Source organism: Ornithinicoccus hortensis (assembly GCF_006716185.1).
In the GTDB taxonomy this organism is placed as follows: Bacteria; Actinomycetota; Actinomycetes; order Actinomycetales; family Dermatophilaceae; genus Ornithinicoccus; species Ornithinicoccus hortensis.
This window is the reverse complement of record NZ_VFOP01000001.1, coordinates 3459417-3484118: the sequence shown is the minus strand read 5'-3', so window position 1 is coordinate 3484118 and position 24702 is coordinate 3459417. Positions and strand designations below refer to the sequence as shown.

At 71.2% G+C, this 24702-nt stretch carries 20 protein-coding genes and 1 tRNA gene; 17 read left to right on the top strand and 4 right to left on the bottom strand.

Going from position 1 to position 24702, the window contains the following annotated elements:
- Window positions 1-38 precede the first annotated feature (38 nt).
- On the bottom strand, window positions 39-1625 hold the full coding sequence (locus FB467_RS16240; RefSeq protein ID WP_141786025.1) for a dolichyl-phosphate-mannose--protein mannosyltransferase: 1587 nt from the start codon (window positions 1623-1625) through the stop codon (window positions 39-41).
- 63 nt (window positions 1626-1688) lie between these two features.
- Here FB467_RS16240 and FB467_RS16235 point away from each other — a divergent pair, with 63 nt between their 5' ends.
- From FB467_RS16235 to FB467_RS16205, 7 genes are all read left to right on the top strand, one after another.
- The gene (locus FB467_RS16235) at window positions 1689-2384 is read left to right on the top strand and encodes a succinate dehydrogenase cytochrome b subunit (protein ID WP_141786024.1); all 696 of its coding nucleotides are present in this window, start codon (window positions 1689-1691) and stop codon (window positions 2382-2384) included.
- A 46-nt stretch (window positions 2385-2430) separates the two neighbouring features.
- The gene (locus FB467_RS16230; protein WP_141786023.1) at window positions 2431-4401 is read left to right on the top strand and encodes a fumarate reductase/succinate dehydrogenase flavoprotein subunit; all 1971 of its coding nucleotides are present in this window, start codon (window positions 2431-2433) and stop codon (window positions 4399-4401) included.
- The gene (locus FB467_RS16225; protein ID WP_141786022.1) at window positions 4398-5141 is read left to right on the top strand and encodes a succinate dehydrogenase/fumarate reductase iron-sulfur subunit; all 744 of its coding nucleotides are present in this window, start codon (window positions 4398-4400) and stop codon (window positions 5139-5141) included. The genes FB467_RS16230 and FB467_RS16225 overlap by 4 nt, the downstream gene beginning before the upstream one ends.
- Window positions 5138-5998, top strand: a complete 861-nt coding sequence (gene rsmI, locus FB467_RS16220) for a 16S rRNA (cytidine(1402)-2'-O)-methyltransferase (protein WP_141786021.1) — start codon at window positions 5138-5140, stop codon at window positions 5996-5998. The genes FB467_RS16225 and rsmI overlap by 4 nt, the downstream gene beginning before the upstream one ends.
- Window positions 5999-6198: 200 nt before the next feature.
- Window positions 6199-7155: a MetQ/NlpA family ABC transporter substrate-binding protein gene (locus tag FB467_RS16215; protein ID WP_141786020.1), complete on the top strand. Its 957-nt coding sequence runs from the start codon at window positions 6199-6201 to the stop codon at window positions 7153-7155.
- Window positions 7156-7182: 27 nt separating this feature from the next.
- Window positions 7183-8208, top strand: a complete 1026-nt coding sequence (locus FB467_RS16210; RefSeq protein WP_141786019.1) for a methionine ABC transporter ATP-binding protein — start codon at window positions 7183-7185, stop codon at window positions 8206-8208.
- Window positions 8205-8867 carry a methionine ABC transporter permease gene (locus FB467_RS16205; RefSeq protein ID WP_228393310.1) on the top strand — a complete coding sequence of 221 codons (663 nt, stop codon included), beginning with the start codon at window positions 8205-8207 and terminating at the stop codon, window positions 8865-8867. Before FB467_RS16210 ends, FB467_RS16205 begins: the two co-directional genes overlap by 4 nt.
- 28 nt (window positions 8868-8895) lie before the next feature.
- On the opposite strand, the gene FB467_RS16200 is transcribed toward FB467_RS16205, so the two are convergent.
- Window positions 8896-9504 carry a DUF4126 domain-containing protein gene (locus tag FB467_RS16200; RefSeq protein WP_141786018.1) on the bottom strand — a complete coding sequence of 203 codons (609 nt, stop codon included), beginning with the start codon at window positions 9502-9504 and terminating at the stop codon, window positions 8896-8898.
- 265 nt (window positions 9505-9769) lie between these two features.
- Here FB467_RS16200 and FB467_RS16195 point away from each other — a divergent pair, with 265 nt between their 5' ends.
- Complete coding sequence (locus FB467_RS16195; protein ID WP_141786017.1) at window positions 9770-10327, top strand: hypothetical protein; 558 nt, start codon at window positions 9770-9772, stop codon at window positions 10325-10327.
- 115 nt (window positions 10328-10442) lie between these two features.
- Here FB467_RS16195 and FB467_RS19425 read toward each other — a convergent pair whose 3' ends face one another.
- A complete protein-coding gene (locus FB467_RS19425) occupies window positions 10443-14084 on the bottom strand; it encodes a S8 family serine peptidase (RefSeq protein WP_141786016.1) in 3642 nt (1213 codons plus the stop codon).
- A gap of 181 nt (window positions 14085-14265) precedes the next feature.
- Between FB467_RS19425 and metG the strand changes: the two genes are divergently transcribed.
- From metG to FB467_RS16160, 6 genes are all read left to right on the top strand, one after another.
- Window positions 14266-16068, top strand: coding sequence for a methionine--tRNA ligase (metG, locus tag FB467_RS16185; protein ID WP_141786015.1), 1803 nt, complete (start codon window positions 14266-14268; stop codon window positions 16066-16068).
- On the top strand, window positions 16065-16892 hold the full coding sequence (locus tag FB467_RS16180) for a TatD family hydrolase (RefSeq protein WP_141786014.1): 828 nt from the start codon (window positions 16065-16067) through the stop codon (window positions 16890-16892). Before metG ends, FB467_RS16180 begins: the two co-directional genes overlap by 4 nt.
- Window positions 16886-17743, top strand: a complete 858-nt coding sequence (gene rsmA, locus FB467_RS16175) for a 16S rRNA (adenine(1518)-N(6)/adenine(1519)-N(6))-dimethyltransferase RsmA (protein WP_141786013.1) — start codon at window positions 16886-16888, stop codon at window positions 17741-17743. Before FB467_RS16180 ends, rsmA begins: the two co-directional genes overlap by 7 nt.
- A 64-nt stretch (window positions 17744-17807) precedes the next feature.
- Entirely contained in the window at window positions 17808-18800 is a 993-nt protein-coding gene (locus FB467_RS16170) for a 4-(cytidine 5'-diphospho)-2-C-methyl-D-erythritol kinase (RefSeq protein WP_141786012.1), read from the top strand.
- Complete coding sequence (locus FB467_RS16165; RefSeq protein ID WP_141786011.1) at window positions 18800-20626, top strand: ABC-F family ATP-binding cassette domain-containing protein; 1827 nt, start codon at window positions 18800-18802, stop codon at window positions 20624-20626. The genes FB467_RS16170 and FB467_RS16165 overlap by 1 nt, the downstream gene beginning before the upstream one ends.
- Before the next feature lie 54 nt (window positions 20627-20680).
- The gene (locus tag FB467_RS16160) at window positions 20681-21205 is read left to right on the top strand and encodes a MarR family winged helix-turn-helix transcriptional regulator (RefSeq protein WP_141786010.1); all 525 of its coding nucleotides are present in this window, start codon (window positions 20681-20683) and stop codon (window positions 21203-21205) included.
- 12 nt (window positions 21206-21217) lie between these two features.
- Here FB467_RS16160 and FB467_RS16155 read toward each other — a convergent pair whose 3' ends face one another.
- Window positions 21218-21826, bottom strand: a complete 609-nt coding sequence (locus FB467_RS16155) for a TetR/AcrR family transcriptional regulator (RefSeq protein WP_141786729.1) — start codon at window positions 21824-21826, stop codon at window positions 21218-21220.
- 125 nt (window positions 21827-21951) lie between these two features.
- Between FB467_RS16155 and FB467_RS16150 the strand changes: the two genes are divergently transcribed.
- From FB467_RS16150 to FB467_RS16140, 3 genes are all read left to right on the top strand, one after another.
- Window positions 21952-22030, top strand: a tRNA-Gln gene (locus FB467_RS16150).
- 94 nt (window positions 22031-22124) lie between these two features.
- On the top strand, window positions 22125-23618 hold the full coding sequence (gene glmU / locus FB467_RS16145) for a bifunctional UDP-N-acetylglucosamine diphosphorylase/glucosamine-1-phosphate N-acetyltransferase GlmU (RefSeq protein WP_141786009.1): 1494 nt from the start codon (window positions 22125-22127) through the stop codon (window positions 23616-23618).
- A complete protein-coding gene (locus FB467_RS16140; protein WP_141786008.1) occupies window positions 23615-24598 on the top strand; it encodes a ribose-phosphate diphosphokinase in 984 nt (327 codons plus the stop codon). The genes glmU and FB467_RS16140 overlap by 4 nt, the downstream gene beginning before the upstream one ends.
- Window positions 24599-24702: the final 104 nt, after the last annotated feature.

Below are 24702 nucleotides of genomic sequence, written 5' to 3'. Positions count from 1 at the left end.
CCGGGCGGGCGCGGATCACGGTGGCCGGGTGGGGTGCCTCAGGTCCAGAAGTCGAACCACAGCCGCCACTGCCACTGCGTCCGGGGGATCACCTCGGCGGTGTAGACCGGGTAGTACCAGGCGAAGAGGGCCACGGCGAGCAGCACGTAGGTGCAGACGATCGCCATACCCCACCGTCGTCGGGCGGGTGGGTCGGAATCCCGGCCGAGCACCAACCCCAGGCAACAGACCACGACCAGCACCAGCCAGGGCACGAACGCGACGGCGTAGAAGGAGTAGATGGTGCGGGTCTGGTAGAGGAACCAGGGGAGCCACCCCGCGGCGATCCCGGCCAGGGCCGCGCCCGCGCGCCAGTCCCGGCCGAGCAGCCACAGGAAGACCACGACGAGCAGCCCGGCCGTGGCCCCCCACCAGACGAACAGGTTGCCCAGCGAGGCGATGTACTTGACGCACTCGTTGGCCGTGCACCCGTCCTGGCCGCGCGAGGGCCACTCGGCGAAGAACAGCGTGGGGCGGCCCTGGATGATCCAGGACCACGGGTTCGAGGACCACTTGTGCTCGTTCTGCAGGCCGACGTGGAAGGCCAGGACCTCTTGGTGGTAGCTCAACAGCGAGCGCAGCGCGTCCGGCAGGAACCGGGTCAGCCCCTCGGCGGGGTGGCTGGCCGCCCACTGCCGCTTGTAGCCGTCCGTGGAGGCGAACCATCCGGCCCACGTCGCCAGGTAGGTCAGCACCGCGATCGGCACGACGGTCAGGAAGGCCGGTATGCCGTCGCGCACCACCCCCGCCCGGAACCACCGGGGCACCCCGATCGTGCGTCGGGCCCCGATGTCCCACCAGACGGTCATCAGGCCGAAGACGGCCAGGAAGTAGCCGCCGGACCACTTGGTGCCCAGGCACAGTCCCAGGCAGAGCGCGGCCACCAGGCGCCACCAGCGGATCCCGGTCCCGGGGCCGAACCGGCTGGCCGCCACGGCCGCCGGTCCCATCCTGGCCGCCGCGTCGGCCAGCCGTGCCCTGGTGCGGTCGCGGTCCGCCAGGAGCGCGCAGAACGCGGCGAGCGCCCAGAACATCACGAAGACGTCGAGCAGGCCGGTCCGGGAGTGGACGAAGTGGTGCCCGTCGACGGCCAGCAGGGTGGCGGCGGCGGTGGCCAGGGTGGCGTTGTGGAACATCCGCCAGGCGGCCCGGCCCAGCATCAGGATCGACAGGGTGCCCACCACGGCGCAGGCGAACCGCCAGCCGAACGAGCTGTCCACCCCGAACAGCCACTCGCCGGCCCCGATCATCCACTTGCCGACCGGTGGGTGCACCACCATGTCCGGCGCGGTCCCGAAGACGTCCGGGTTGCCGGCGGTGAACAGCGCGTCCGGCTCCTCCAGCCCCTCCTTGATGTGCCGCTCGTGGCCGAACTGGATGAGGGACCAGGCCTGCTTGACGTAGTAGGTCTCGTCGAAGACCAGCTGGTGCGGGTGCCCCAGGTGGACGAACCGGAGGATGCCCCCCAGCACCATCGCGATCAGCGGGCCCCACCAGCCCCACCGCACCTCGCGCCGTCCGGGCGCCGGGCCGAGGAGTCGCTCGCGCAGCGCGCCGGCGTCCTCCCCTGCATCCACGGGCGACATCGTAGGCGGGAAAGTGCAAGGTTCCCGCAGTCGGGCGCGTGCCGAGTAGTAGAGTCCGGTGCCGTGGCCACCCAAACCGTCTCCGCCGGCCCGCGCTCCGGGCCCAATAGCATCCTGCTGAAGACCGTCATGGCCGTGACCGGCCTGATCTTCATCGGTTTCATCCTCGCCCACATGTACGGCAACCTGATGATCTTTGCCGGCAAGGACGCGTTCGATGAGTACGCCCACCACCTGCGCACCTTCGGCTCACCGATGCTGCCGGAGGGTGGTTTCCTGTGGGTGATGCGGATCACCCTGCTGGTGAGCCTGGTGCTGCACGCGTGGTCGGCCTTCACCCTGTGGGCCCGCGCCGGCGCCGCCCGCAAGACGCGCTACCAGGTCAACAAGGCCGCCAAGTCGATCTTCGTCTCCCGGGCGATGCGCTGGGGCGGCGTGGCCCTGCTCCTCTTCGTGGTCTTCCACCTGCTGCACTTCACCACCAACACGATCCAGGTCAACGGCGACTTCAGCCGACCCAGCGACCGGCTGGTGTCCAGCTTCGAGGTGTGGTGGGCGGTCCTGATCTACGTGATCGCCGTCCTCGCCCTGGGCATGCACCTGCTGCACGGGGTCTGGAGCGCCGCGATGACGCTGGGCCTGAACACCAGCCTGGACCGCGCCGAGGTGATCCGGGTCGTCTCGGTCGCGGTCGCCGCGGTCGTGGTGATCGGCTTCCTCGCCCCGCCGTTCAGCATCCTGTTCGGACTCATCCCGTGACCCACGCCCCCGAGCGGACCCTGACCAGGACGGAGCAGCACACACCATGACGGAGACGCTGATCGAAGGCCTCTACACCGAGGGCGAGCCGGTCGCCGACGCCAAGGCGCCGAAAACCGACATCGTCACGATGTGGCAACAGCGCAAGTTCGACGCCAAACTCGTCAACCCGGCCAACCGGCGCAAGCTGGACGTCATCATCGTGGGCACCGGCCTGGCCGGTGCCTCGGCCGGCGCGACGCTGGGGGAGGCCGGCTACAACGTCAAGTCGTTCTGCTACCAGGACAGCCCGCGCCGGGCCCACTCGATCGCCGCCCAGGGCGGGATCAACGCGGCCAAGAACTACAAGGGTGACGGCGACTCGGCATACCGGCTGTTCTACGACACGGTCAAGGGTGGCGACTACCGCTCCCGGGAGACCAACGTCTACCGGTTGGCCGAGGTCAGCGTCGACATCATCGACCAGTGCGTGGCGCAGGGCGTGCCGTTTGCCCGGGAGTACGGCGGGTTGCTGGACAACCGCTCGTTCGGTGGCGTGCAGGTCTCGCGCACCTTCTACGCCCGGGGACAGACCGGTCAGCAGCTGCTGATCGGGGCCTACCAGGCGCTGGAGCGGCAGATCGGCGCCGGGACGGTGCAGATGTTCCCGCGGCACGAGATGCTCGAGCTCATCGTGGTGGACGGCAAGGCGCGGGGGATCGTGGCCCGCGACATGGTCTCCGGCGAGATCGAGACCCACCTGGCGGACGCCGTGGTCCTGGCCAGCGGCGGCTACGGCAACGTCTTCTTCCTGTCCACCAACGCGATGGGCTGCAACGTCACCGCGAGCTGGCGCGCGCACCGTAAGGGCGCCTACTTCGCCAACCCGTGCTACACCCAGATCCACCCGACCTGCATCCCGGTCTCGGGTGACCACCAGTCCAAGCTGACCCTGATGAGCGAGTCGTTGCGCAACGACGGCCGGATCTGGGTGCCGAAGAACCGGGACGACTGCGAAAAGGACCCGCGGGAGATCCCCGAGGAGGACCGCGACTACTACCTGGAGCGGATCTACCCCTCCTTCGGCAACCTGGTGCCCCGGGACATCGCCTCCCGGCAGGCCAAGAACATGTGCGACGAGGGCCGCGGGGTCGGGCCCAAGGTCGGGGACTTCCGCCGCGGTGTCTACCTGGACTTCGCCGACGCCATCTCCCGCCTCGGGGAGGACGCCGTGCGGGCCAAGTACGGCAACCTGTTCGACATGTACGAGCGGATCACCGGGGAGAACCCCTACCAGGTCCCGATGCGGATCTACCCCGCCGTGCACTACACGATGGGCGGGCTGTGGGTCGACTACGACCTCGAGTCCAGCATCCCGGGTCTGTTCGTGGCCGGCGAGGCCAACTTCTCCGACCACGGTGCCAACCGGCTCGGGGCGTCCGCGCTGATGCAGGGCCTGGCCGACGGCTACTTCGTGCTGCCCAACACCATCCGGGACTACCTCGCCAACGGCCCCTACGAGCCGCTGGCCGAGGACCACCCGGACGTGGTGGCGGCGCGCGCCTCGGTGGAGGAGCGGATCGAGAAGCTGCTCTCCATCAACGGGGAACGCTCCGTCGACTCCTTCCACAAGGAACTCGGCCACATCATGTGGGAGTACTGCGGGATGGAGCGCAGCGAGGAGGGGCTGCGCAAGGCGATCGACCTGATCCGCTCGCTGCGCGAGGAGTTCTGGCGCAACGTGCGGGTGCTCGGGGCGGCCGACACGCTCAACCAGTCGCTGGAGAAAGCCGGCCGGGTGGCCGACTTCCTCGAGCTCGGCGAGCTGATGTGCATCGACGCCCTGCACCGCCGCGAGTCCTGCGGCGGGCACTTCCGGGCCGAGTCCCAGACCGAGGACGGCGAGGCGTTGCGGCACGACGACGAGTTCGCCTACGTCGCCGCCTGGGAGTGGGGCGGCGACTCCGGGAACCCGGTGCTGCACAAGGAGAACCTGGAGTATGAGTTCATCGAGCTGAAGCAACGGAGTTACAAGTGAAGCTGACCCTGAAGATCTGGCGGCAGGACGGCCCGGCCGACGCAGGCCGGATGGTCACCTATCCGATCGAGGGTGTCTCCGAGGAGATGTCCTTCCTGGAGATGCTCGATGTCCTCAACGAGGACCTCATCGCCAAGGGCGAGGAGCCGGTGGCCTTCGACAGCGACTGCCGCGAGGGCATCTGCGGTATGTGCGGGCTGATGATCAACGGTCAGGCCCACGGGCCGGAGCGGACCACCACCTGCCAGTTGCACATGCGCTCCTTCAAGGACGGGGACGAGGTCGTCATCGAGCCCTGGCGGGCCGAGCCCTTCCCGGTGATCCGCGACCTGGTGGTGGACCGGAGCTCCTTCGACCGGATCATCGCCTCCGGCGGCTTCATCTCGGCCGACACCGGCTCCGCCCCGGACGCGCACGCCACCCCGGTGCCCAAGGACAACGCCGACCGGGCGTTCATGGCCGCCGAGTGCATCGGCTGCGGCGCCTGCGTCGCCGCCTGCCCGAATGCCGCGGGCATGCTCTTCATGGGTGCCAAGGTCACGCACCTCGGCGAGCTCCCGCAGGGCCAGCCGGAGCGGGACGCCCGGGTGTTCTCGATGGTGGGCCAGTACGAGGAAGAGGGCTTCGGCGGCTGCACGAACCTCGGTGAGTGCTCCCGGGCCTGCCCGAAGGGCATCCCGCTCAACGTCATCTCCCAGCTCAACGGCGACCTGCAGCGCGCATACCGTCACCGCTCGTGAGCCGGCCGGCCCCGGGGGTCCTGGTCCTGGCGGCGACGCCGATCGGGGATCCCCGGGACGCCTCGCCCCGGCTCCTGGAGGAGCTGGCGGGGGCCGACCTGGTCGCCGCCGAGGACACCCGCCGGTTGCGTCGGCTGTGTGACCGGCTCGGCGTGCAGCCGACCGGTCGGGTGCTGAGCTACCACGAGCACAACGAGGCGGCGCGCACCCCCGAACTGGTGCAGCGGATCGCCGCCGGCGACCGGGTGCTGCTGGTCACCGACGCGGGGATGCCGTCCGTGTCCGACCCCGGCTACCGCCTGGTCACGGCCACCGTCGCGGAGGACCTGGACGTGACCTGCGTGCCCGGGCCGAGCGCCGTGCTGATGGCGCTGGCCGTCTCCGGCCTGCCGGTCGACCGGTTCTGCTTCGAGGGCTTCCTGCCCCGCAAGGCCGGGGAGCGGGACCGCTGGCTCGCGGCCCTGGTCGACGAGCCCCGCACGATGGTCTTCTTCGAGGCCCCGCACCGGCTCGCCGCGATGCTCGCCGCCCTGGCCGCGGCCCTGGGGGAGGACCGGCCGGCGGCCGTCTGCCGCGAGCTGACCAAGACCTACGAGGAGGTCTGGCGAGGTCCGCTGGGACAGTTGCGGGACCGGGCGGCCGACGGCGTCCGTGGCGAGATCACGGTCGTCGTCGCCGGCGCCGACCCGACCCGCGACCGGGGTGCCGTCGACCTCGACGAGGTGCTCGACGGCATACGGGCCCGCGTCGCCGCCGGGGAGCGGCTCAAGGACGTCTGTGCCGAGGAGGCCGCCCGCACCGGCCTGCGCCGCAAGGAGCTCTACGACGCCGTTCTGGCCTCCCGCCGCTCCGGCTGACCCGCTGCGCTGGCCCCCCTGCAGGATTATCGGGTGACCCGATAATCCTGTGCTTCGTAGCAGAAGCTTCCCGGTCGATAGCGCCAGGTTCCGGGGTAACCCGATAATCCTGCACCCAGGCGACCCCAAGTTTAACTTGGCGAACAACAAAGGGTACGTTATGCATCGCTCGTCAACCCGTGCCCGCCCCAGGAGAGTCAATGCCGCAGGAACCCAACGCCCCGCAGTCCAGTTCGCAGGAGATCCAGGCCCACTTCGACGCCGCGTCCGGCAAGCGCAAGAGGCTCGGGATCGCGGCGCTCGTCGCGGTCCTGCTGGTGGGCGCCGGGGCCTTCCTGGTCCCGCGGCTGCTGGGCGGGGAGGACGAGACCGGTGAGCTGATCCCGCTGCACATCGCCGACACCGCACAGAGCGACTTCCAGGACAAGATCGTCGAGGTGGGCAAGGAGAAGGGGCTGGACATCACGTTCACCAACTTCACCGACCCGTACCTGCCCAACACGGCGCTGATCGAGGGTGAGGTGGACGCCAACTCCTTCCAGCACGTCGCCTGGCTCAGCCAGTTCAACAAGGAGACGGGGTCGGACGTCACGCCGCTGTTCTCCACCGTGATCTCCAGCTGGGGCCTGTTCTCCGAGGACCACGACTCGGCGGACTCGATCCCGGACGGGGCACGGATCGCGGTCCCGGACGACCCGGCGAACTTCTCCCGGGCGCTGTTCATCCTGCAGACCGCCGGGGTGCTCGAGGTCGACCCGGACGCCGGGGTGTTCCCGGTGGAGGAGGACATCACCAGCAACCCGCGCAACATCGAGCTGGTGCGGCTGGCGCACGAGTCGGTGCAGACGGCATACGAGGACCCGTCGGTCGAGGCGGTGGTCGTGGCCACCGACGACTTCGACCCGGCGCTGGGGATCACCAGCGACGACGCCCTGGTGCTCGAGGACGCGTCGGCGGAGTCCTCGGCCCCGTACATCATCGTCGTGGCCACCCGCGCGGACAACGTCGACAACGAGGCGTGGCCGTTGCTGGAGGAGACCTACCGGGACGAGCGGGTGGTGACCGCCCTGGAGGAGGAGAAGCGCGGGGAGTCCACCATCGTGGAGTTCCCGGTCGACCAGCTCCGCTCGACGCTGGCCGAGCTGTCGCAGGAGTGACCGGGTCACCCCGGCGGACCCACCACCATGACTGAACGCATCCGGCTGACCGACGTCACCAAGCAGTTCCCGGGCGCCAAGGGCGCCGACCCGCAGCTGGCGCTCCAGGACGTCTCCCTGTCGATCGAGGCGGGGGAGATCTACGGCCTGATCGGGCAGTCCGGGGCCGGCAAGTCGACCCTGCTGCGGATGATCGACGGCCTGGAACGCCCCACCTCCGGCACGATCGCGGTCGACGGCACGGACCTGGCCGGGCTGCGACCGGACGAGATGCGGGCACTACGCCGCTCGATCGGCATGGTCTTCCAGCAGTTCAGCCTGTGGAACGCCCGCACCGTCTACGACAACATCGCGGTGCCGCTGAAGCTGGCGGGGTGGAGCAAGGAGGCGATCAACGCCCGGGTCGCCGAGCTGATCGACTTCGTCGGGCTGCACGGCAAGGCGTTCGCCAAGCCGCGCCAGCTCTCCGGTGGGCAGAAGCAGCGGGTCGGGATCGCCCGCGCGATCGCCACCCGGCCCTCGATCGTGCTGGCGGACGAGGCGACCAGCGCGCTGGACCCCCAGACCACGACCGAGATCATCGACCTGCTCCGGGCGGCCAACACCGAGTTCGGCATCACCATGGTGGTCGTCACCCACGAGATGGACGTCATCGCCCGCCTCGCCGACCGGCTCTCCATCCTGTCCCGGGGCCAGGTCGTCGAGACCGGCGAGGTCCACCAGGTGCTCTCCCGCCCCGAGCACCCGGTCAGCGCCGGACTGGTCGGCTCCTACACCCGGATGACCTTGTCGGAGGAGGACCGCCGGGAGCTGCGCGAGGGGTTCGCCGGCACGGGCATCTCCGTGGTCGTCCAGGAGTCGTTGCTCCGGTCCCCGGTGCTGAGCCGGCTGGCCCGGCAGCACGACGTCGACTTCACCGTGATCACCGGGGGGATCTCCCGGACCAAGGGCCTGCCCTACGGTCAGCTGAGCCTGGCCCTGTATGGCGAGGGGCAGGACGTCGACGCGTTCGTCGCCGGCCTGCGCCAGCACGCGGAAGTGAGCACCTGGTGAGCGACCTGTTCAGTGCCAGCACCGTCGACCGGGTCGGCGTCGCGTTGTGGGAGACCCTCTTCATGGTCTCCGTCTCGTTCTTCTTCGCCAGCATCATCGGCCTGGTCCTCGGGCTCTTCCTGTTCGCCACCCGGTCCGGGCAGATCCTGGCTAACCGGGCGGTGCACGTGGGCCTGAACCTGGTGGTGAACACGCTGCGCCCGATCCCGTTCATCATCCTGTTGATCGCGCTGACCCCGGTGACCCGCAACCTGCTCGGCACCAGCATCGGGCCCGCCGCGGCGATCCTGCCGCTGACGATCGCGGCGTCCGTGGGCATCGCCCGGGTGGCCGAGTCCAACCTGGTGGCGGTCGACCCCGGCGCGATCGAGGCGGCCCGCGCCGTCGGGGCCAAGCCGTTGCACATCCTGTTCGGGTTCGTGGGCAGGGAGGCCCTGGGGCCACTCATCCTGTCGCTGACCTTCATCTTCGTGGCGCTGATCGACGCGACCGCGGTCGCCGGGGCCGTCGGCGGTGGGGGCCTGGGCAACCTGGCCCTGACCTACGGCTACCAGCGGTTCGACTACGCGATCATGCTCCTGATCATCGTCGTGCTGATCGCGCTCGTGCAGTCCGTGCAGTTCCTGGGCAACTGGATCGCCCGACGGTTCATCCAGTGACCCAGCCAGTGGCCGGGACGCCGGTGGCTCAGTAGCCGGCGTCCCGCAGCGCCTGTTGTTTGGCCAGCTTGCGCCGGCGCACCCCGCGCCACAGGACAAAGCCTCCCCACACCATCAGGATCAGCAGGACGAAGACGATGACGGGGAAGAAGATCGCGACGAGGCTCAGCGACACCGAGGCGGTGTCCTCGGCCGCCGACACGACCGGCGCCCCGAAGCCCATCGTGGTGCCGTTCACGGCCGGGCGGGTGACCGCCTTGCCGGTGTGCACCAGCCCCGAGATCACGATCCCGGCGACCACGCCGATCCACGGGTTCTCCTGCAGGAAGCCGCTGCTCTGCTCCAGGTCCTCCGCGGCCTGGGTGGCGGCGAAGATGAGGCCGCCGGTGGCAGGGCGGATGAACGTGCCGATGGCGTCGTTGAGGTGGTCCACGACCGGCACCTTGTCCAGCACCACCTCGGCGAACAGCAGCACGGCGGCACCGCCGATGGCCCACCCGGACTCGATCCAGGCGAACTGCGCGGGCAAGTTGATCACGTCGGTGAAGCGGGCGATCAGAGCGACGATGAGGAACGGTATGTAGGCGTTGAGGCCGGCCGCGGCGGACAGGCCCATCCCGGTGAGTGCAGCGAGCATCTGAGGCCTCGCCCCCTTCGTCTCGGCGGGACCTCCGGCGGGTCCCGTCGGTTCTCAGTGAACCACGTCGCCCCTCTGACGTGTCTCACCTCCACCCGGTTCCATGCCGTATGCCGGCATCCAGGTCCCGCGACAGGGGTGTCCTCCGGCGGGTCGGGACGGGACGTTGGTCCCTGGGCCGGGGCGCCTGCCCTGGGCGATGGTGGAGAGGACCCCACCGAAGGTGGGGGCATCACACCCCGGACTCCCTAGGAGCAGCACCCTCATGCGCCGCAAGACCCTCGACAACCTCCTGTCCGCCGCCGGCCTGCTGATGGCCGTCGTCCTCCTGGTGACCGGTGGGTTGCTGACCTGGGCCAGCACCTTCGTGGGCAACCAGGTCCACGAGCAACTGTCCGCCCAGAACATCACCATGCCGTCCGGCCCCGCCATCGAGGGCGAGGAGTACGCCCCGCTCCGGGAGTTCGCGGGGGAGCAGATGACCACCGGCGCCCACGCCCGGGCCTACGCCGACTACTTCATCAAGGTCCACATGGACCAGGCGACGGACGGTCGCACCTACTCCGAGCTGGGCGCCGACATCTCCGCGGCCGAGGAGGCCGGTGACGAGGAGCTCGCCGCCGAGCTCACCGCCCAGCGGGAGTCCCGGTTCAAGGGCGAGACGCTGCGCGGGCTGCTGCTCTACGGTTACGCCTTCGCCACGATGGGCACGATCGCCGGCATCGCCGCCATCGGCGCCTACATCGCCTCGGCCCTGATGTTCGTGCTCAGCCTGCTGGGCTTCCGGCACGCCAAGCGGGTCTCCGCCGACGTGGTCGTCTGAACCGGACGGGACCGGCAGGACCTGTCAGGACCGGCAAGACGACCGGCACGACGGGTGGGCCCGCGGAGCACCTGCTCCGCGGGCCCACCCGTTTGGCGCCTGTTGCCGGGGGCGGTCAGTCGCCGTAGACCAGGTCCTCGATCTGGCCCAGCACCTCGTCGGAGACGGCCCCCGTGCCACCCAGCACGACGACCTGGGGGGCCTCCAGGCGCTCCAGCTCGGCGAGGGTCTCCGCGGGGATCTCGTCGGGACGGACCAGCAGCACCGGGGAGCCCAGGTGACCGGCCCGGGCCGCACCGGCCAGGGCGTCCGGGTAGTCCAGGCCGGTGGCCACGAAGGCCACCTCGGTGCCGGGCTCGTAGGCCGAGGACAGGTCGGCGGCGGTGGCGTAGCGGTTCTTGCCACCGATCCGGTCCACCACGTCCGCGTAGTCACCGAGGGTGTCGGCGACCCCCTGGCTGACGGCGGCCGTGCCACCGAGCACCACGATCTCCTGCGGCGCCAGCCGCTCCAGCTCGGCCGCGGTGGCCTCCGGCACCTCGTCGGTGCGCACCAGCAGCACCGGGCCCTCGAGCACACCGGCCCGTGCGGCACCGGCCAGCGCGTCCGGGAAGTTGCGCCCGGTCGCGACGTAGAGGGTGTCGACGCCCGGCGCGTACTCGCCGGAGATCGCCGCCGCCGTGGCATACCGGTCGGCCCCGGAGAGCCGGCTGACGGTGCCGTCGGTGTAGTCCTCCAGCTCGGTCAGCACGTCGTCCTCGATGGCCGCGGTCCCACCCAGCACGACGATGTCGGCCGGCTTCAACCGGTCCAGCTCGAAGAGCGTGGCGGCGGGGAGCTCGTCGGGACGGGTCAGCAGCACCGGCACCCCGTCGAGCGCGGCCTTGGCCGCCCCGGTCAGGGCGTCGGGGAAGGTGCGACCCGTCGCGATGTAGACCGTGTCGACGCCCGGCTCGTACTCGGCGGAGATCCGGGCCGCCGTCGCATACCGGTCGTAGCCGGTGTAGCGGGTGACGGTCGGCGAGGTCGGGTCGGCGCTGGCGTCGGCGATGGTGAACGGCTCGCTGGTCCAGGTCTCCTGGTGCGCCTCGTTGCCGGGCTCACCCAGCGCCTTCAGGACGGTGGCCTCCAGGACGTACTTGCCGTCCGGGACGGTCCCACCCTCGAACGTGCCGTCCCAGGTGAACGTGCTGAACCCGGTGGGGCTGGCGCTCCGGGGCAGGTAGTCCTCGACCTCGACGACGCCGACCTCTTCGCCCTGACTGCCGTCGGCGTTGGCCTCGTATGCCGTCAGCGTCATCGACCGGGACTGGTGCCCCAGGTTCGCCAGGAAGACCGGGATGTTGCCCTCGGCCAGGTCGTAGACCGGCTCGTCACCCTCACCGGTGTCCGGGAAGATGTCGTAGGTGCCGCCGCCGATGCACTCCGAGCCCTCGAGCACGGCGCAGTCGACGAGCTGGCCCAGGACCGGGAACTCCACGCCCTCGATGGCGCCGGGGGTGAGCACCTCGATCTCCTGGTAGTCGCCGCTGTACCCGGCATACGGGACCCGCAGGACCGAGTCGTCCTCGGCGGTGAACTCCACGTAGCCCGTGTACTGCAGCCCGTCCTGGTCCGGCGGGGTGAGGGTCAGCTCCACCGACACCGTCTCGCCGGCCGGCACCGTCACCGACTCGGGGGCCTCGAGGGTGGCCGGGGCGTAGAAGTAGCCCGGGTCGGTCGTCGGGGCACCGGTGGCGACCGTCTCGGCGTTGTTGGCGATCGTGTAGGTCACGTCGCTCTCGCCGTCGTTGCTGACCTCGACGGTCTGGGTGATGGCCTCGGTGCCCTCGCCCAGGGACAGCTTCCCCGGGCTGATCGCGGCGGTGGCCAGGATCGCGTCGTCGACGTCGATCAGGCCGGCGCCCTGCCGGTGGGCGCCCTCGAGCAGCCCGGCGGCGGGGTTCAGCGACCACATGGCCGGGTCGGCGCTGTTCTGCAGCGTGTCCCGGACCTGCTGGGGGGCCAGGTCAGGGTGGGCCTGCAGCAGCAGGGCGGCGGCACCCGCGGCGTGCGGGGACGACATCGAGGTGCCCGAGTTGTTGCCGTGGCCACCCTTCTCCAGCGGGATGGTGGAGTAGATGCTCCCGCCGGGGGCCCCCAGGTCGGGCTTGAGGGTCAGGTCGGCGGTCATCCCGTAGGAGCTGAACTCGGAGATCATCCCGCCCGTCGGGTTGGGCTGGGAGGAGGTCTGCGTGGTCCAGGTGATGTCGGCGTCGCCCTCGACGATGGAGGCGTCGAGGTCGTGGCCGTCCTGCTGGAAGATCATCACGACCGGGACGGTGATCGCCGGGTCACCCTCCACCGTGGGGTTGATCATGCCGGGGACGTTGTTGTAGAGCACGACGCCGATCGCGCCGGCCTCCTCGGCGTTGAACGCCTTCTCGTAGAAGGCGCAGACCCCGCGCTCGATGAGGACCACCTTGCCGGTGAGGTCCTCGGTGATGCCGCCGTCGGCGGTGCACGCCTGCGCGTCCGCCGTGCCGGGGTCACCGAGCCGGGCCACGGTCTGGGTGCCCTCGGTGGGCGCGGCCGGGGAGCCGGCGGCCACGAAGTAGGGCACGCCCGTCTCTTCCGGGCCGTAGGTGAAGGAGGGCGCGCTGACCTGGGTGTTGTCGTAGGAGGCGACGCCGATCGTCTTCTCCCCGACGCCGGGGGCACCGGCGGACCAGGTACCGGTGTCGCCCTCGTTGCCGATCGAGGCCACGACGACGACGCCCGCATCGGACAGGGTGTCGGCCGAGACGGCGGTCGGGTACTGCGGCCAGCTCATGAACGAGGAGCCGATGGACATGTTCACCACGTCCATCCCGTCCTGGTAGGTCAGTTCCATCGCGGCCAGCATGATGTCGGCCTCGGTGGAACCCTCGCAGCCGAACACCCGGTAGGCGCCCAGCTCGGCGTCGGGGGCGACGCCGATGATCCCGCCCTCGTCGGGGTCACCGTTGCCGGCGGCGATGCCGGCCACGTGGGTGCCGTGCCCCTGGCAGTCGTCCGGGTTGCCGTCCGGGACCGGGACCGGGTCGTATGCCGGGTCGTCGGGGTTGGAGTTGTAGGCGTCGCCCACCAGGTCGTAGCCGAACTGCAGCTGCGGGGTCTGCCAGTCGTCGTGGACCCCGTCGGTGGGCGTGCCGCCGCCCCCGAAGTCCGGGTGGTCGACGTCGACGCCGGTGTCGATGATGCCGACCCGCATGCCCTCGCCGGTGTAGCCCATCTCGTGGGCCTTGTCGGCGCCGGTCATCGCCAGGGCGCTGGCCATCTGGGGGCCGAACCGCGGGTCGTCCTGCGGTGCCAGCTCGGGCCGGTCGGTCCGGTAGACCGGGTAGACGGCGACGACCGCGTCGGACTGCGCGGCCAGCCGCACGTCCGCCTCGTCCGCGTCGACCGACAGGCCGGTCCACAGGGTGTCGAAGGTCTGCCGCACGGTCAGGTCCGCGCCGGCCTCCGCGGCCTGGGACAGGAAGGAGGAGCGCTGCAGGGTGCTCAGGTATGCCGATCCGCCCGTCGCCGTCGGCGTCCCCCGGAGCTGGATGAAGTATGCCGAGGGCACCTGGTCGGCGCCGGAGAGCTGTCCGTCCTGGAACTTGGCGCTCGCCTCGGGTGCGGTCACCCCGTAGTCGCTGGCGGTGCCGAGGTCGTCCCGGTCCACCTCGTCCGCGGTGGCACCGACCGGGGCCAGTGCCGCGGCCACCAGTGCCGTCCCCGCCGCGGCCGTCACCAAGCGGTGCAGCCCAGTCCTGGCTCTCCCCGAGCCCATGCGTCGTTGCATATCGCGTCTCCCGAATCGTGAAACCCGGTGAGTCAGGTCACCGGCTACCCGAAACCCTAGGCATCCCGGGCCGTTCGCGCTAGGGCTACCGGGAACAATCCTGCAGTTCAGGCCGCCTAGGATGGGCGCCATGAGCCACGTCCTGTCTGCCGTCGCCTGGCCCTACGCCAACGGACCCCGCCACATCGGCCACGTCGCCGGGTTCGGCGTCCCCTCCGACGTCTTCAGCCGCTACATGCGGATGGCGGGTCACGAGGTGCTGATGGTGTCCGGCACCGACGAGCACGGGACCCCGATCCTGGTGACCGCGGACCAGCAGGGGGTCACCCCGCAGGAACTCGCCGACAAGAACAACTCGGTGATCGTCCAGGACCTGGTCGACCTGGGCCTGTCCTACGACCTGTTCACGCGGACCACGACCGGCAACCACATCGCGGTCGTCCAGGAGATGTTCCTGTCCTGCTACCGCAACGGCTACATGGTGGAGCAGGAGACCAGTGGCGCGATCAGCCCGTCGACCGGTCGCACCCTGCCGGACCGCTACATCGAGGGGACCTGCCCGATCTGCGGGTACGCCGACGCCCGCGGGGACCAGTGCGACAACTGCGGCAACCAGTTGGACGCGACCGACCTGATCGACCCCCGCAGCAAGATCAACGGGGAGACCCCCGAGTTCGTGAAGACCCAGCACTTCTTCCTCGACCTGCCGGCGCTGGCCGAGGCGCTCGCGGAGTGGCTGGACGAGCGGGAGGCGTCCGGCACGTGGCGGCCCAACGTCATCAAGTTCTCCCAGAACATCCTGGAGGAGATCCGCCCCCGGGCGATGAGCCGCGACATCGACTGGGGCATCCCGATCCCGCTGGAGGGCTGGCGGGACAACCCGAACAAGCGCCTCTACGTCTGGTTCGACGCCGTCATCGGCTACCTGTCGGCTGCGATCGAGTGGGCCCGCCGGATCGGGGAGCCCGAGCGGTGGCGGGAGTGGTGGAACGACCCGGAGGCGGTCTCCTACTACTTCCAGGGCAAGGACAACATCACCTTCCACGCCCAGATCTGGCCGGCGGAGCTGCTGGCGTATGCCGGTCGTGGGGCCAGGGGCGGGGAGCCGGGGGAGTACGGCGTGCTCAACCTGCCGACGCAGGTGGTCGCCAGCGAGTTCATGACGATGGAGGGCAAGCAGCTGTCCACTTCGCGCGGGCACGTGATCTATGTCGGTGACGTGCTGGCCCGCTACGGGCCCGACCCGCTGCGCTACTTCATCTGTGCGGCCGGGCCGGAGAGCCAGGACACCGACTTCACCTGGGCCGAGTTCATCCAGCGCAACAACTCCGAGCTGGTCGGCGGATGGGGCAACCTGGTCAACCGCACCGCGACGATGATCCACCGCAACTTCGGGCAGATCCCCGAGGCCGGTGAGCTGGAGGAGGTCGACCGGGCGGTCCTGCAGACGGTGGCGGACGGGTTCGGCACCGTCGGTGACCTGATCGGTCGGCACCGCCAGCGCGCCGCCATCGCCGAGGCGATGCGGGTGGTCGGCGAGGTCAACCGGTACGTCTCGGTCACCGAGCCGTTCAAGCTCAAGGGCGAGGACCAGCGCGACCGGCTGGCCACCGTGCTGCACGTGCTGGCACAGGCGGTCAGCGACCTCAACACGATGCTCGCCCCGTTCCTGCCGCACAGCGCGAACGTCGTGCACCGGGTGCTGGGCGGCGAGGGGGAGTTCATGCCGATGCCGCGCCGGGAGGACGTGCAGGACCTGGACCTGGAGGACCGGACCTACCCCGTCATCACCGGCGACTACACCAAGACACCGGAGTGGGCGTCGCGTCCGGTCGCGGTGGGGACGCCGATCTCCGCCCCCACCCCGGTGTTCCGCAAGATCGACCCGGGGGCCGCCGACGAGGAGCTCGAGCGGATGGCCCGCACCGAATGAGCCTGCCCCCGGCCCCGGACCCGCTGCCGATCCCGGTGGTGGACAACCACTGCCACCTGGACGTGGGCCGGGACGGGGCGCCCCCTCCCGATATCGCCGCGACGGTGGAGGCGGCCCGCGCCGTCGGGGTCGACCGGCTGGTGCAGGTCGGGTGCGACCGGGCCAGCGCCCGGTGGACCGCCCAGGTCGTGCAGGAGCACCCGGCCCTGCTCGGGGGCGTGGCGATCCATCCCAACGAGGCGCCGGCGCACGCCGCGGCGGGGGAGCTGGACGAGGTGCTCACCGAGATCGAGGAACTGACCGCCCACCCGCGGATCCGTGTGGTCGGGGAGACCGGGCTGGACTACTTCCGCACCGGCGAGGACGGCATCGCGGCCCAGCAGGAGGCCTTCCGGTGGCACATCGAGCTGGCCAAGCGGACCGGCCTGGCGCTGCAGATCCACGACCGGGACGCCCACGCCGACGTCCTGCGGATCCTGCACGAGGAGGGCGCGCCGGAACGCACCGTGCTGCACTGCTTCTCCGGTGACGCGCAGATGGCCCGGGAGTGTGTCCGGCGCGGCTACTACCTGTCCTTCGCCGGGACCGTCACCTTCAAGAACGCCCGCGGCCTGCGGGACGCGCTGGCCGTCACGCCGCCGGAGCACCTGCTGGTCGAGACCGACGCCCCCTACCTGACCCCCCACCCGCACCGGGGGCGGCAGAACGCGCCCTACCTGGTCCCGCTCACCGTGCGGGCGATGGCGGCCACCCTCAACCTGGCGGTGCCGACCCTGTGCGAGTCGCTGTCCGCCAACAGCGAGGCGGTCTACGGGCCGTGGTGACGGAGGACTCCGGGCTGCTCGGGCCGGCGCAGGTCCGGGCCCTGGCCTCCCGGCTGGGCGTGCGACCCACCAAGCAGTGGGGGCAGAACTTCGTGATCGACGCCAACACGGTCCGCAAGATCGTGCGCAGCGCCGGGGTGGGGCCCGACGACGTGGTGCTGGAGGTCGGCCCCGGCCTGGGGTCGCTGACCCTGGCGCTGCTGCCCGAGGTGTCCGCCGTCACTGCCCTCGAGATCGACCCGACCCTGGCCGGTCAGCTGCCGCACACCGTGGCCGAGGTCGCCCCGGCGCTGGCGGACCGGCTGACCGTGCTGCATACGGACGCGCTGGCCGTGCGGGAGGTGCCGGACCCGCAGCCGACCGCCCTGGTGGCCAACCTGCCCTACAACGTGTCGGTGCCGGTCGTGCTGCACCTGCTCGAGGTGCTGCCGGGGCTGGACCGGGTGCTGGTGATGGTGCAGCTGGAGGTGGCCGAGCGGCTCGCGGCCGCCCCGGGGAGCAAGGCCTACGGGGTGCCCAGCGTGAAGGCCTCCTGGTATGCGGACGTCCGGCTCGCGGGTCGGGTCGGCCGCACTGTCTTCTGGCCCGCGCCGAACGTCGACTCCGGCCTGGTCTCCATGGTGCGGCGCCCGCCGCCGCCGACGCCGGCGTCCCGGGAAGAGGTGTTCGCCGTGGTCGACGCGGCCTTCGCGCAGCGGCGCAAGACCCTGCGGGCGGCGCTGGCCGGCTGGGCCGGCTCCGCCGCGGAGGCCGAGCGGGTGCTGCGCGCCGCCGGCGTGGACCCGCAGGCCCGGGGCGAACGCCTGGACGTCACCCAGTTCGCCGCGGTCGCCGCTGCCCGCGGCCGCTGACCGGCGCGCAGGGACCGGACCGGGGGTTGGCCGGACATCCCGGCCCAGCCCATAGGGTGACCGCATGACACTCGCCGCCACACCCACTGGGGTGACCGCCCGTGTCCCCGGCAAGATCAACCTGCAGCTCGTGGTCGGGCCGCTGCGGGAGGACGGCTACCACGAGCTGGCCACGGTGTTCCACGCCGTGGGGCTCTACGACCACGTCATCGTGACCCCGTCGGACGACTGGTCGGTGCGGGTCGGGGGGCGGCACGCCGACCGGGTGCCGCAGGACGGCAGCAACCTGGCGCTGCGGGCGGCGCGCCTGCTCGCGGAGGAGTCCGGGGGGCAGCAACCGGTCTCGATCACCATCGACAAGCAGATCCCCGTCGCGGCCGGGATGGCCGGGGGGTCCGCCGACGCGGCCGGGGCGCTGGTGGCCTGCGACGCGTTGTGGGGGCTCGGGCTCAGCCGGGACGAGCTGGCCGTGCTCGCCGCGCGGCTGGGCTCGGACGTGCCCTTCCTGCTGCACGGGGGCACCGCGATCGGGTCGGGTCGGGGTGAGCAGCTGGCGCCGGTGCTGGCCCGGGGGCGGTTGCACTGGGTGTTGTGGATCAGCCGGCACGGTGGCCTGTCCACACCCGAGGTGTATGCCGAGTGCGACCGGCTGCGGGAGGCGGCCGGCCACACGCCACCGGACCCCGAGCCGACCGGGGAGCTGCTCACGGCGCTGCGCACCATGGAGTCCACCGCGGTGGGTGCCGCGCTGCACAACGACCTGCAGGAGGCGGCAATGAGCCTGGACCCGACGCTGGCCACGGTGGTGCAGGCGGGGCTGGACCTGGACGTCGAGGGGGCCGTGGTGTCCGGGTCCGGCCCGACCGTGGCCTTCCTGGTCGGCTCTAGCGACGCGGCCATCGACCTCACCGTGGGTCTGGCGGCCCGCGGTCCGGAGGGGGACATCGTCCGGGTGGACGGGCCGGTCCCCGGTGCCCAGGTGGTCGGCTCCTTCACGCCGTCCGCGCCCGGCCCCACCACGTCGACCTCCGGGTCGACCGACGGGTCCACCTCCTGATGGCGGGGCTGGTCACGACCGACCGGGCCTCGCTCACGGTCGGCACCCAGGTGCTGCTCGACGGCGTCTCCGTCGGCGTCCTCGACGGCGACCGGATCGGGGTCGTCGGCCGCAACGGCGGGGGCAAGTCCACCCTGCTCCGGGTGCTGGCCGGCACGCAGGAGGTCGATGGCGGCCGGGTGATCCGGGTCGGCGGGCTGGTGAGCGGCATGCTCAGCCAACAGGACGAGCTGGCGCCGGAGGACACCGTGGCGCAGGCCGTGCTCGGCGACCTGGCCGAGCACGAGTGGGCTGGTGACGCCCGGGTCCGGGAGATCCTGCACGGACTGCTCGGAGGGCTGGACGCCGCGGCGGTGGGCGGGCTGGGCGCCCTGGTCGGCCCGATGTCCGGAGGGGAGAAGCGGCGGTTGGCGCTGGCCTCCCTGCTGGTGGCCGACCCCGACCTGCTGTTGCTCGACGAGCCCACCAACCACCTCGACGTCGAGGGCGTCGCCTGGCTGGCGGCATACCTGTCGACGCGGCGGACCCGCCCCGGCACCGGCCTGGTCGTGGTCACCCACGACCGGTGGTTCCTCGACGCGGTGAGCACCCGGACCTGGGAGGTCACCGACGGCCAGGTGCACACCTACGAGGGCGGGTACGCCGCCTACGTCCTGGCCCGCGCCGAACGTGCCCGGGTCGCGGCGGTCACCGAGGAGCGGCGGGCCAACCTGCTGCGCAAGGAGCTGGCCTGGCTGCGCCGCGGCGCCCCGGCCCGCACCAGCAAGCCGAAGTTCCGCCTGGACGCGGCCTCCGAGCTGATCGGCAACGAGCCCCCGCCGCGCGACGAGGTGGAGCTGGTCCGGTTCGCGACCACCAGGCTTGGCAAGGACGTGCTCGACCTGGTGGATGCCACGGTTCGGCTGGGCGAGCGGGTCATCCTGGACTCCGTCACCTGGCGGCTGGGGCCGGGGGACCGGTACGGCATCGTCGGGGTCAACGGCGCCGGCAAGTCCACGCTGCTGCGGGTGCTGCAGGGCCACCTGCCGCTGGAGACCGGCACCCTGAAGACCGGCAAGACCGTCGCCGTCGCCTACCTGAGCCAGGAGCTGAAGGAACTCGAGCCGCTGGCCGGGCGCACCGTCATCGACGCGATCACGCAGGTGCGGTCCTTCACCGTGCTCGGCGGCAAGGAGATCAGCGCCAGCCAGCTGGCCACCCGGCTCGGCTTCACCGGCGGACGGCAGCAGTCCCGGGTGGGCGACCTGTCCGGTGGGGAACGGCGGCGGCTGCAGTTCGTGCGGTTGCTGATGGACGAGCCGAACGTCTTGCTGCTCGACGAGCCGACCAACGACCTGGACATCGACACCCTCACCTCCCTGGAGGACGTGCTCGACGGGTGGGCCGGGACGCTCCTGGTGGTCTCGCACGACCGGTACCTGCTGGAGCGGATGACCGACCGACAGGTCGCGCTGCTCGGGGACGGTTCGCTGCGGGACCTGCCGGGCGGGGTCGAGCAGTACCTGGAGCTGCGCCGTCGGCAGGAGGCAGTGCGGTCGGCGCCCGCCCGTCCGGCCGGTGGTGCCGCGCCGGCCGCACCCGCCGGGGCGCAGCCCGAGGGCCCCTCGCCCGCGCAGGCGCGCGAGGCCCGCAAGGCGCTGGCCCGGGTGGAGAAGGCGCTGGACAAGCTGCACGCGCGGCAGGCCCAGCTGCACGAGCGGATGGCCGAGGCCGCCACCGATCCGGAGGCGCTCGCGGACCTGACCGCCGAGTTGGCCGAGGTCACCGCCCAGGAGGAGGCCCTCGAGGCCGAGTGGCTGGAGGCCGCCGAGGTCGTCGAGCCCTGACCCGACCGGCAAAGTCTTGACGTCGAGAATCTCGACTGCGTCTACCCTGGGTCCATGACGGAGGAGGCAGTCGACGAGGTCGACCGGATCGTCGCCGCGTGGCGCCGGGAGCGCCCGGACCTGGACGTCGCCCCGTTGGAGGTCCTGTCCCGCATCTCCCGGCTGGCCCGGCACCTCGACCTGGCCCGCCGCACCGCGTTCGCCGAGCACGGCCTCGAGGGGTGGGAGTTCGACGTGCTGTCGGCGCTGCGCCGCTCCGGCGAGCCCTATCAGCTGACGCCGGGGCAGCTGATCCGCGAGACGTTGGTCACCAGCGGGACGATGACCAACCGGGTCGACCGGCTCGTGGGGCGGGGCCTGGTGGACCGTCACCCGTCGGCGACCGACCGCCGCGGGGTGCTGGTCGGCCTGACCGCCCGCGGCCGGCAGCTCGTGGACGCCGCGATGTCCGACCTCGTCGACGGTGAGCGGGAGATGCTCGCCGGCCTCGGGGCGCAGCACCAGCAGGAGGTGGCCGACCAGCTACGCCGGCTGTTGATCCCGTTCGAGCCGGAGGGGCGGGACGGCACGCGGCGTTGATCCGCCGGGGGCTCAGCCCTTGTCCGGCTTCTCCCGCAGCCGCGGCTTGGCCTCCATGCCGGCCAGGCCGTTCCACGCCAGGTTGACCAGGTGGGCGGCCACGTCCTCCTTCTTGAACTTGCGCGAGTCCAGCCACCACCCGCCCGGGGTCGCCACCATGCCCACGAGCATCTGCGCATACAGCGGGGCCATCTTCGGGTCGAGCTTGCGCCGCTTGAACTCGGCGGCCAGGATGTGCTCGACCTGGGTGGCAACGTCGCTGATCAGGCTGGCGAAGGAGCCGGTGGACTGGCCGGGGGAACTGTCCCGCACCAGGATCCGGAAGCCGTCCGTGGAGGTCTCGATGTAGTCCAGCAGGGCCATCGCGGCCCGCTCCAGGAGCAGGCGCGCGTGCCCCGGCTTGGTCAGGGCCTCGGTGATCGAGCTCAGCAGGGCCGAGATCTCCCGGTCCACCACCACGGCATAGAGGCCCTCCTTGCCCCCGAAATGCTCGTAGATCACCGGCTTAGACACCTCGGCGGAGGCGGCGATCTCCTCGACGGTGGTCCCCTCGAAGCCCTTCTCGGCGAAGAGTCGGCGCCCGATCGTGATGAGTTGCTCACGTCGCTGGGGGCCGGTCATCCGGTGGCGGGCAGCGGCAGAGACCTTCGATTCCCGGGGAGTCACGCCCCCATCATGTCAACCCGGGTCGGATCCGCCGCGGATCTGTCCTAACCTTGGTGGGTCCCGGGCACATGTCCGGGCGTTCCCCGGTTGCTCTGCTGGTAGGGGCCGCCTGACTTTGAATCAGGATTAGCGACGTAGGTTCGATTCCTACCCGGGGAGCCCGCTGTCTGCCTCCCGGGGTAGGCACGCCCGGACCTTCCCGGCGAGTAGCATGCAACCGACAGCCCCCCCCGACAGTTCGGAGCGCATCGGCGTGAGCACCCACCACCCGGCAGCCGTCATCGTCCTCGCGGCAGGCGAGGGCACCCGGATGAAGTCCCTGGTCCCCAAGGTGTTGCACCCGATCGGTGGGCGCACGCTCCTCGGCCACGCGCTGGCCGCGGCGCGGGGCACCTCCCCGGGCTACCTCGCCGTCGTCGTCCGGCACGACCGCGACCGGGTCGCGGGCCACGTCGCACAGGTCGACGCCGACGCCCTGATCGCCGACCAGGACGAGGTCAAGGGCACCGGCCGGGCCGTGGAGTGCGGGCTCACCGTGCTCCCGGGTGACCTGACCGGGACCGTGCTGGTCACCTACGGGGACGTCCCGCTGCTCAGCACCGCCACGCTGCAGGACCTCACGGCGGCGCACGAGGAGGCCGGCAACGCGGTGACCGTCGTCACGGCCGAGCTGGCCGACCCGACCGGCTACGGCCGGGTCGTGCGCGACGCGGATGGCCAGGTGCTCCGGGTCATCGAGCACAAGGACGCCGTCCGCGAGCGGGAGACCGGCGGGCAGTTCGCCGACGCCCTCGACGTGCGCGAGATCAACTCCGGCATCTACGCCTTCGACGCCGGGGTGCTGCGCGAGCAGCTGACCCGGGTGACGACCGACAACGCGCAGGGGGAGAAGTACCTCACCGACGTGCTCGGCCTGGCGCGCGAGGCCGGTGGCGCCGTCCGGGCGCACATGATCGAGGACCTCTGGCAGACCGAGGGCGTCAACGACCGCGTCCAGCTGGCCCGGATGGGTGCAGAGCTGAACCGCCGGATCGTGGAGGGGTGGATGCGCGAGGGTGTCACCGTGGTCGACCCGGCCACCACCTGGATCGACAGCCAGGTCTCGGTGGGGAAGGACACGGTCATCCGGCCGAACACCCAGCTGCTCGGCGCGACCATCGTCGGGTCCGAGGCGGTCATCGGCCCGGACAGCACGCTGACCGACACCGAGGTCGGGGACGGCGCGACCGTCGTCCGGGCGCAGACCGAGCTGGCCCTGATCGGCGCCGGCGCCACGGTGGGACCGTTCTCCTACCTGCGCCCAGGGACCGAGCTGGGGGCCAACGGCAAGATCGGTGGCTTCGTGGAGACCAAGAACGCCCGGATCGGGGAGGGCGCCAAGGTGCCGCACCTGACGTATGCCGGGGACGCCACGATCGGTGCCGGCGCCAACATCGGGGCCGGCACGATCTTCGCGAACTACGACGGGGTGGACAAGCACCACACCACCATCGGCGCGCACACCTTCGTGGGTAGCAACTCGGTGCTCGTGGCACCGGTCGACCTCGCCGACGGCAGTTACGTCGCCGCGGGGTCCGCGGTGACCCAGGGCACCGACCCGGGCGAGCTGGCCGTGGCCCGGGGCAAGCAGCGCAACATCCCCCGCTGGGTGGACCGGCGCCGGGCCGGCAGCAAGACCGCCGCGGCGGCCGAGGAGGCCCGGACGGCACGGCATACCGGCTCCGGACAGGAAGGCGACCCGGCGTGACCGGCATCCTGAAGACCACCGAGAAGAACCTGATGGTGTTCAGCGGCCGGGCCCACCCCGCGCTCGCCGAGGAGGTGGTGGCCGCGCTGGGCACCCAGCTGGTGCCGACCCAGGCATACGAGTTCGCCAACAGCGAGATCTACGTGCGGTTCGACGAGTCGGTGCGGGGCTGCGACGCGTTCGTGCTGCAGAGCCACACCGCGCCGATCAACGAGTGGATCATGGAGCACCTGATCATGGTCGACGCGCTCAAGCGGGCCTCGGCCAAGCGGATCACGGTGGTCCTGCCCTTCTACGGGTACGCCCGGCAGGACAAGAAGCACCGGGGGCGCGAGCCGATCTCGGCGCGGCTGATCGCGGACATGTTCAAGACGGCGGGGGCCGACCGGCTGATGGCCGTCGACCTGCACACCGCCCAGATCCAGGGCTTCTTCGACGGCCCGGTCGACCACCTGATGGCGCTGCCGATCCTGGCCGACCACGTCAAGGAGCACTACGGCACGGAGGACCTGGCCGTGGTCTCCCCGGACGCCGGCCGGATCAAGGTCGCCGAGCAGTGGTCGCGGCGCCTGGGCGGGGCGCCGCTGGCGTTCATCCACAAGACCCGCGACACCACCCGCCCCAACCACAGCGTGGCCAACCGGGTCGTCGGTGAGGTCACCGGGCGTACCTGCATCCTGGTCGACGACATGATCGACTCCGGGGGCACGATCTGCCAGGCCGCGGACGCGCTGATGGCCGACGGTGCCAGCAGCGTGGTCGTCGCCGCGACGCACGCCATCTTCTCCGACCCGGCGGTCGAGCGGCTGCGGGACTCCGTGGCCCGTGAGGTCATCGTGACCAACACGCTGCCGCTCAGCGACGAGGCCCGGGCTCTGGACAAGGTCACCGAGCTGTCGATCGCCCCGCTGATCAGCCAGGCCATCCGGCAGGTCTTCGAGGACGGCTCGGTCACCAGCATGTTCGACGGGAACGCCTGACCGGCTCCGCGCCGGTGCGTCCGGAGTAGCCGCGGGAGCCGAGGTCCGGGGCGTTTTGGGGCTGCCAGGGGGCAGCGCCTACACTGTCCGGTGTTGCCTCGGCG

Coding starts and splice junctions, on each gene's coding strand:
- FB467_RS16240 (WP_141786025.1), bottom strand. CDS start 1,625: ATGTCGCCCGTGGATGCAGGGGAGGACGCCGGCGCGCTGCGCGAGCGA.
- FB467_RS16230 (WP_141786023.1), top strand. CDS start 2,431: ATGACGGAGACGCTGATCGAAGGCCTCTACACCGAGGGCGAGCCGGTC.
- FB467_RS16215 (WP_141786020.1), top strand. CDS start 6,199: ATGCCGCAGGAACCCAACGCCCCGCAGTCCAGTTCGCAGGAGATCCAG.
- FB467_RS16210 (WP_141786019.1), top strand. CDS start 7,183: ATGACTGAACGCATCCGGCTGACCGACGTCACCAAGCAGTTCCCGGGC.
- FB467_RS16200 (WP_141786018.1), bottom strand. CDS start 9,504: ATGCTCGCTGCACTCACCGGGATGGGCCTGTCCGCCGCGGCCGGCCTC.
- FB467_RS16195 (WP_141786017.1), top strand. CDS start 9,770: ATGCGCCGCAAGACCCTCGACAACCTCCTGTCCGCCGCCGGCCTGCTG.
- metG (WP_141786015.1), top strand. CDS start 14,266: ATGAGCCACGTCCTGTCTGCCGTCGCCTGGCCCTACGCCAACGGACCC.
- FB467_RS16180 (WP_141786014.1), top strand. CDS start 16,065: ATGAGCCTGCCCCCGGCCCCGGACCCGCTGCCGATCCCGGTGGTGGAC.
- FB467_RS16170 (WP_141786012.1), top strand. CDS start 17,808: ATGACACTCGCCGCCACACCCACTGGGGTGACCGCCCGTGTCCCCGGC.
- FB467_RS16165 (WP_141786011.1), top strand. CDS start 18,800: ATGGCGGGGCTGGTCACGACCGACCGGGCCTCGCTCACGGTCGGCACC.
- FB467_RS16160 (WP_141786010.1), top strand. CDS start 20,681: ATGACGGAGGAGGCAGTCGACGAGGTCGACCGGATCGTCGCCGCGTGG.
- FB467_RS16155 (WP_141786729.1), bottom strand. CDS start 21,826: ATGACCGGCCCCCAGCGACGTGAGCAACTCATCACGATCGGGCGCCGA.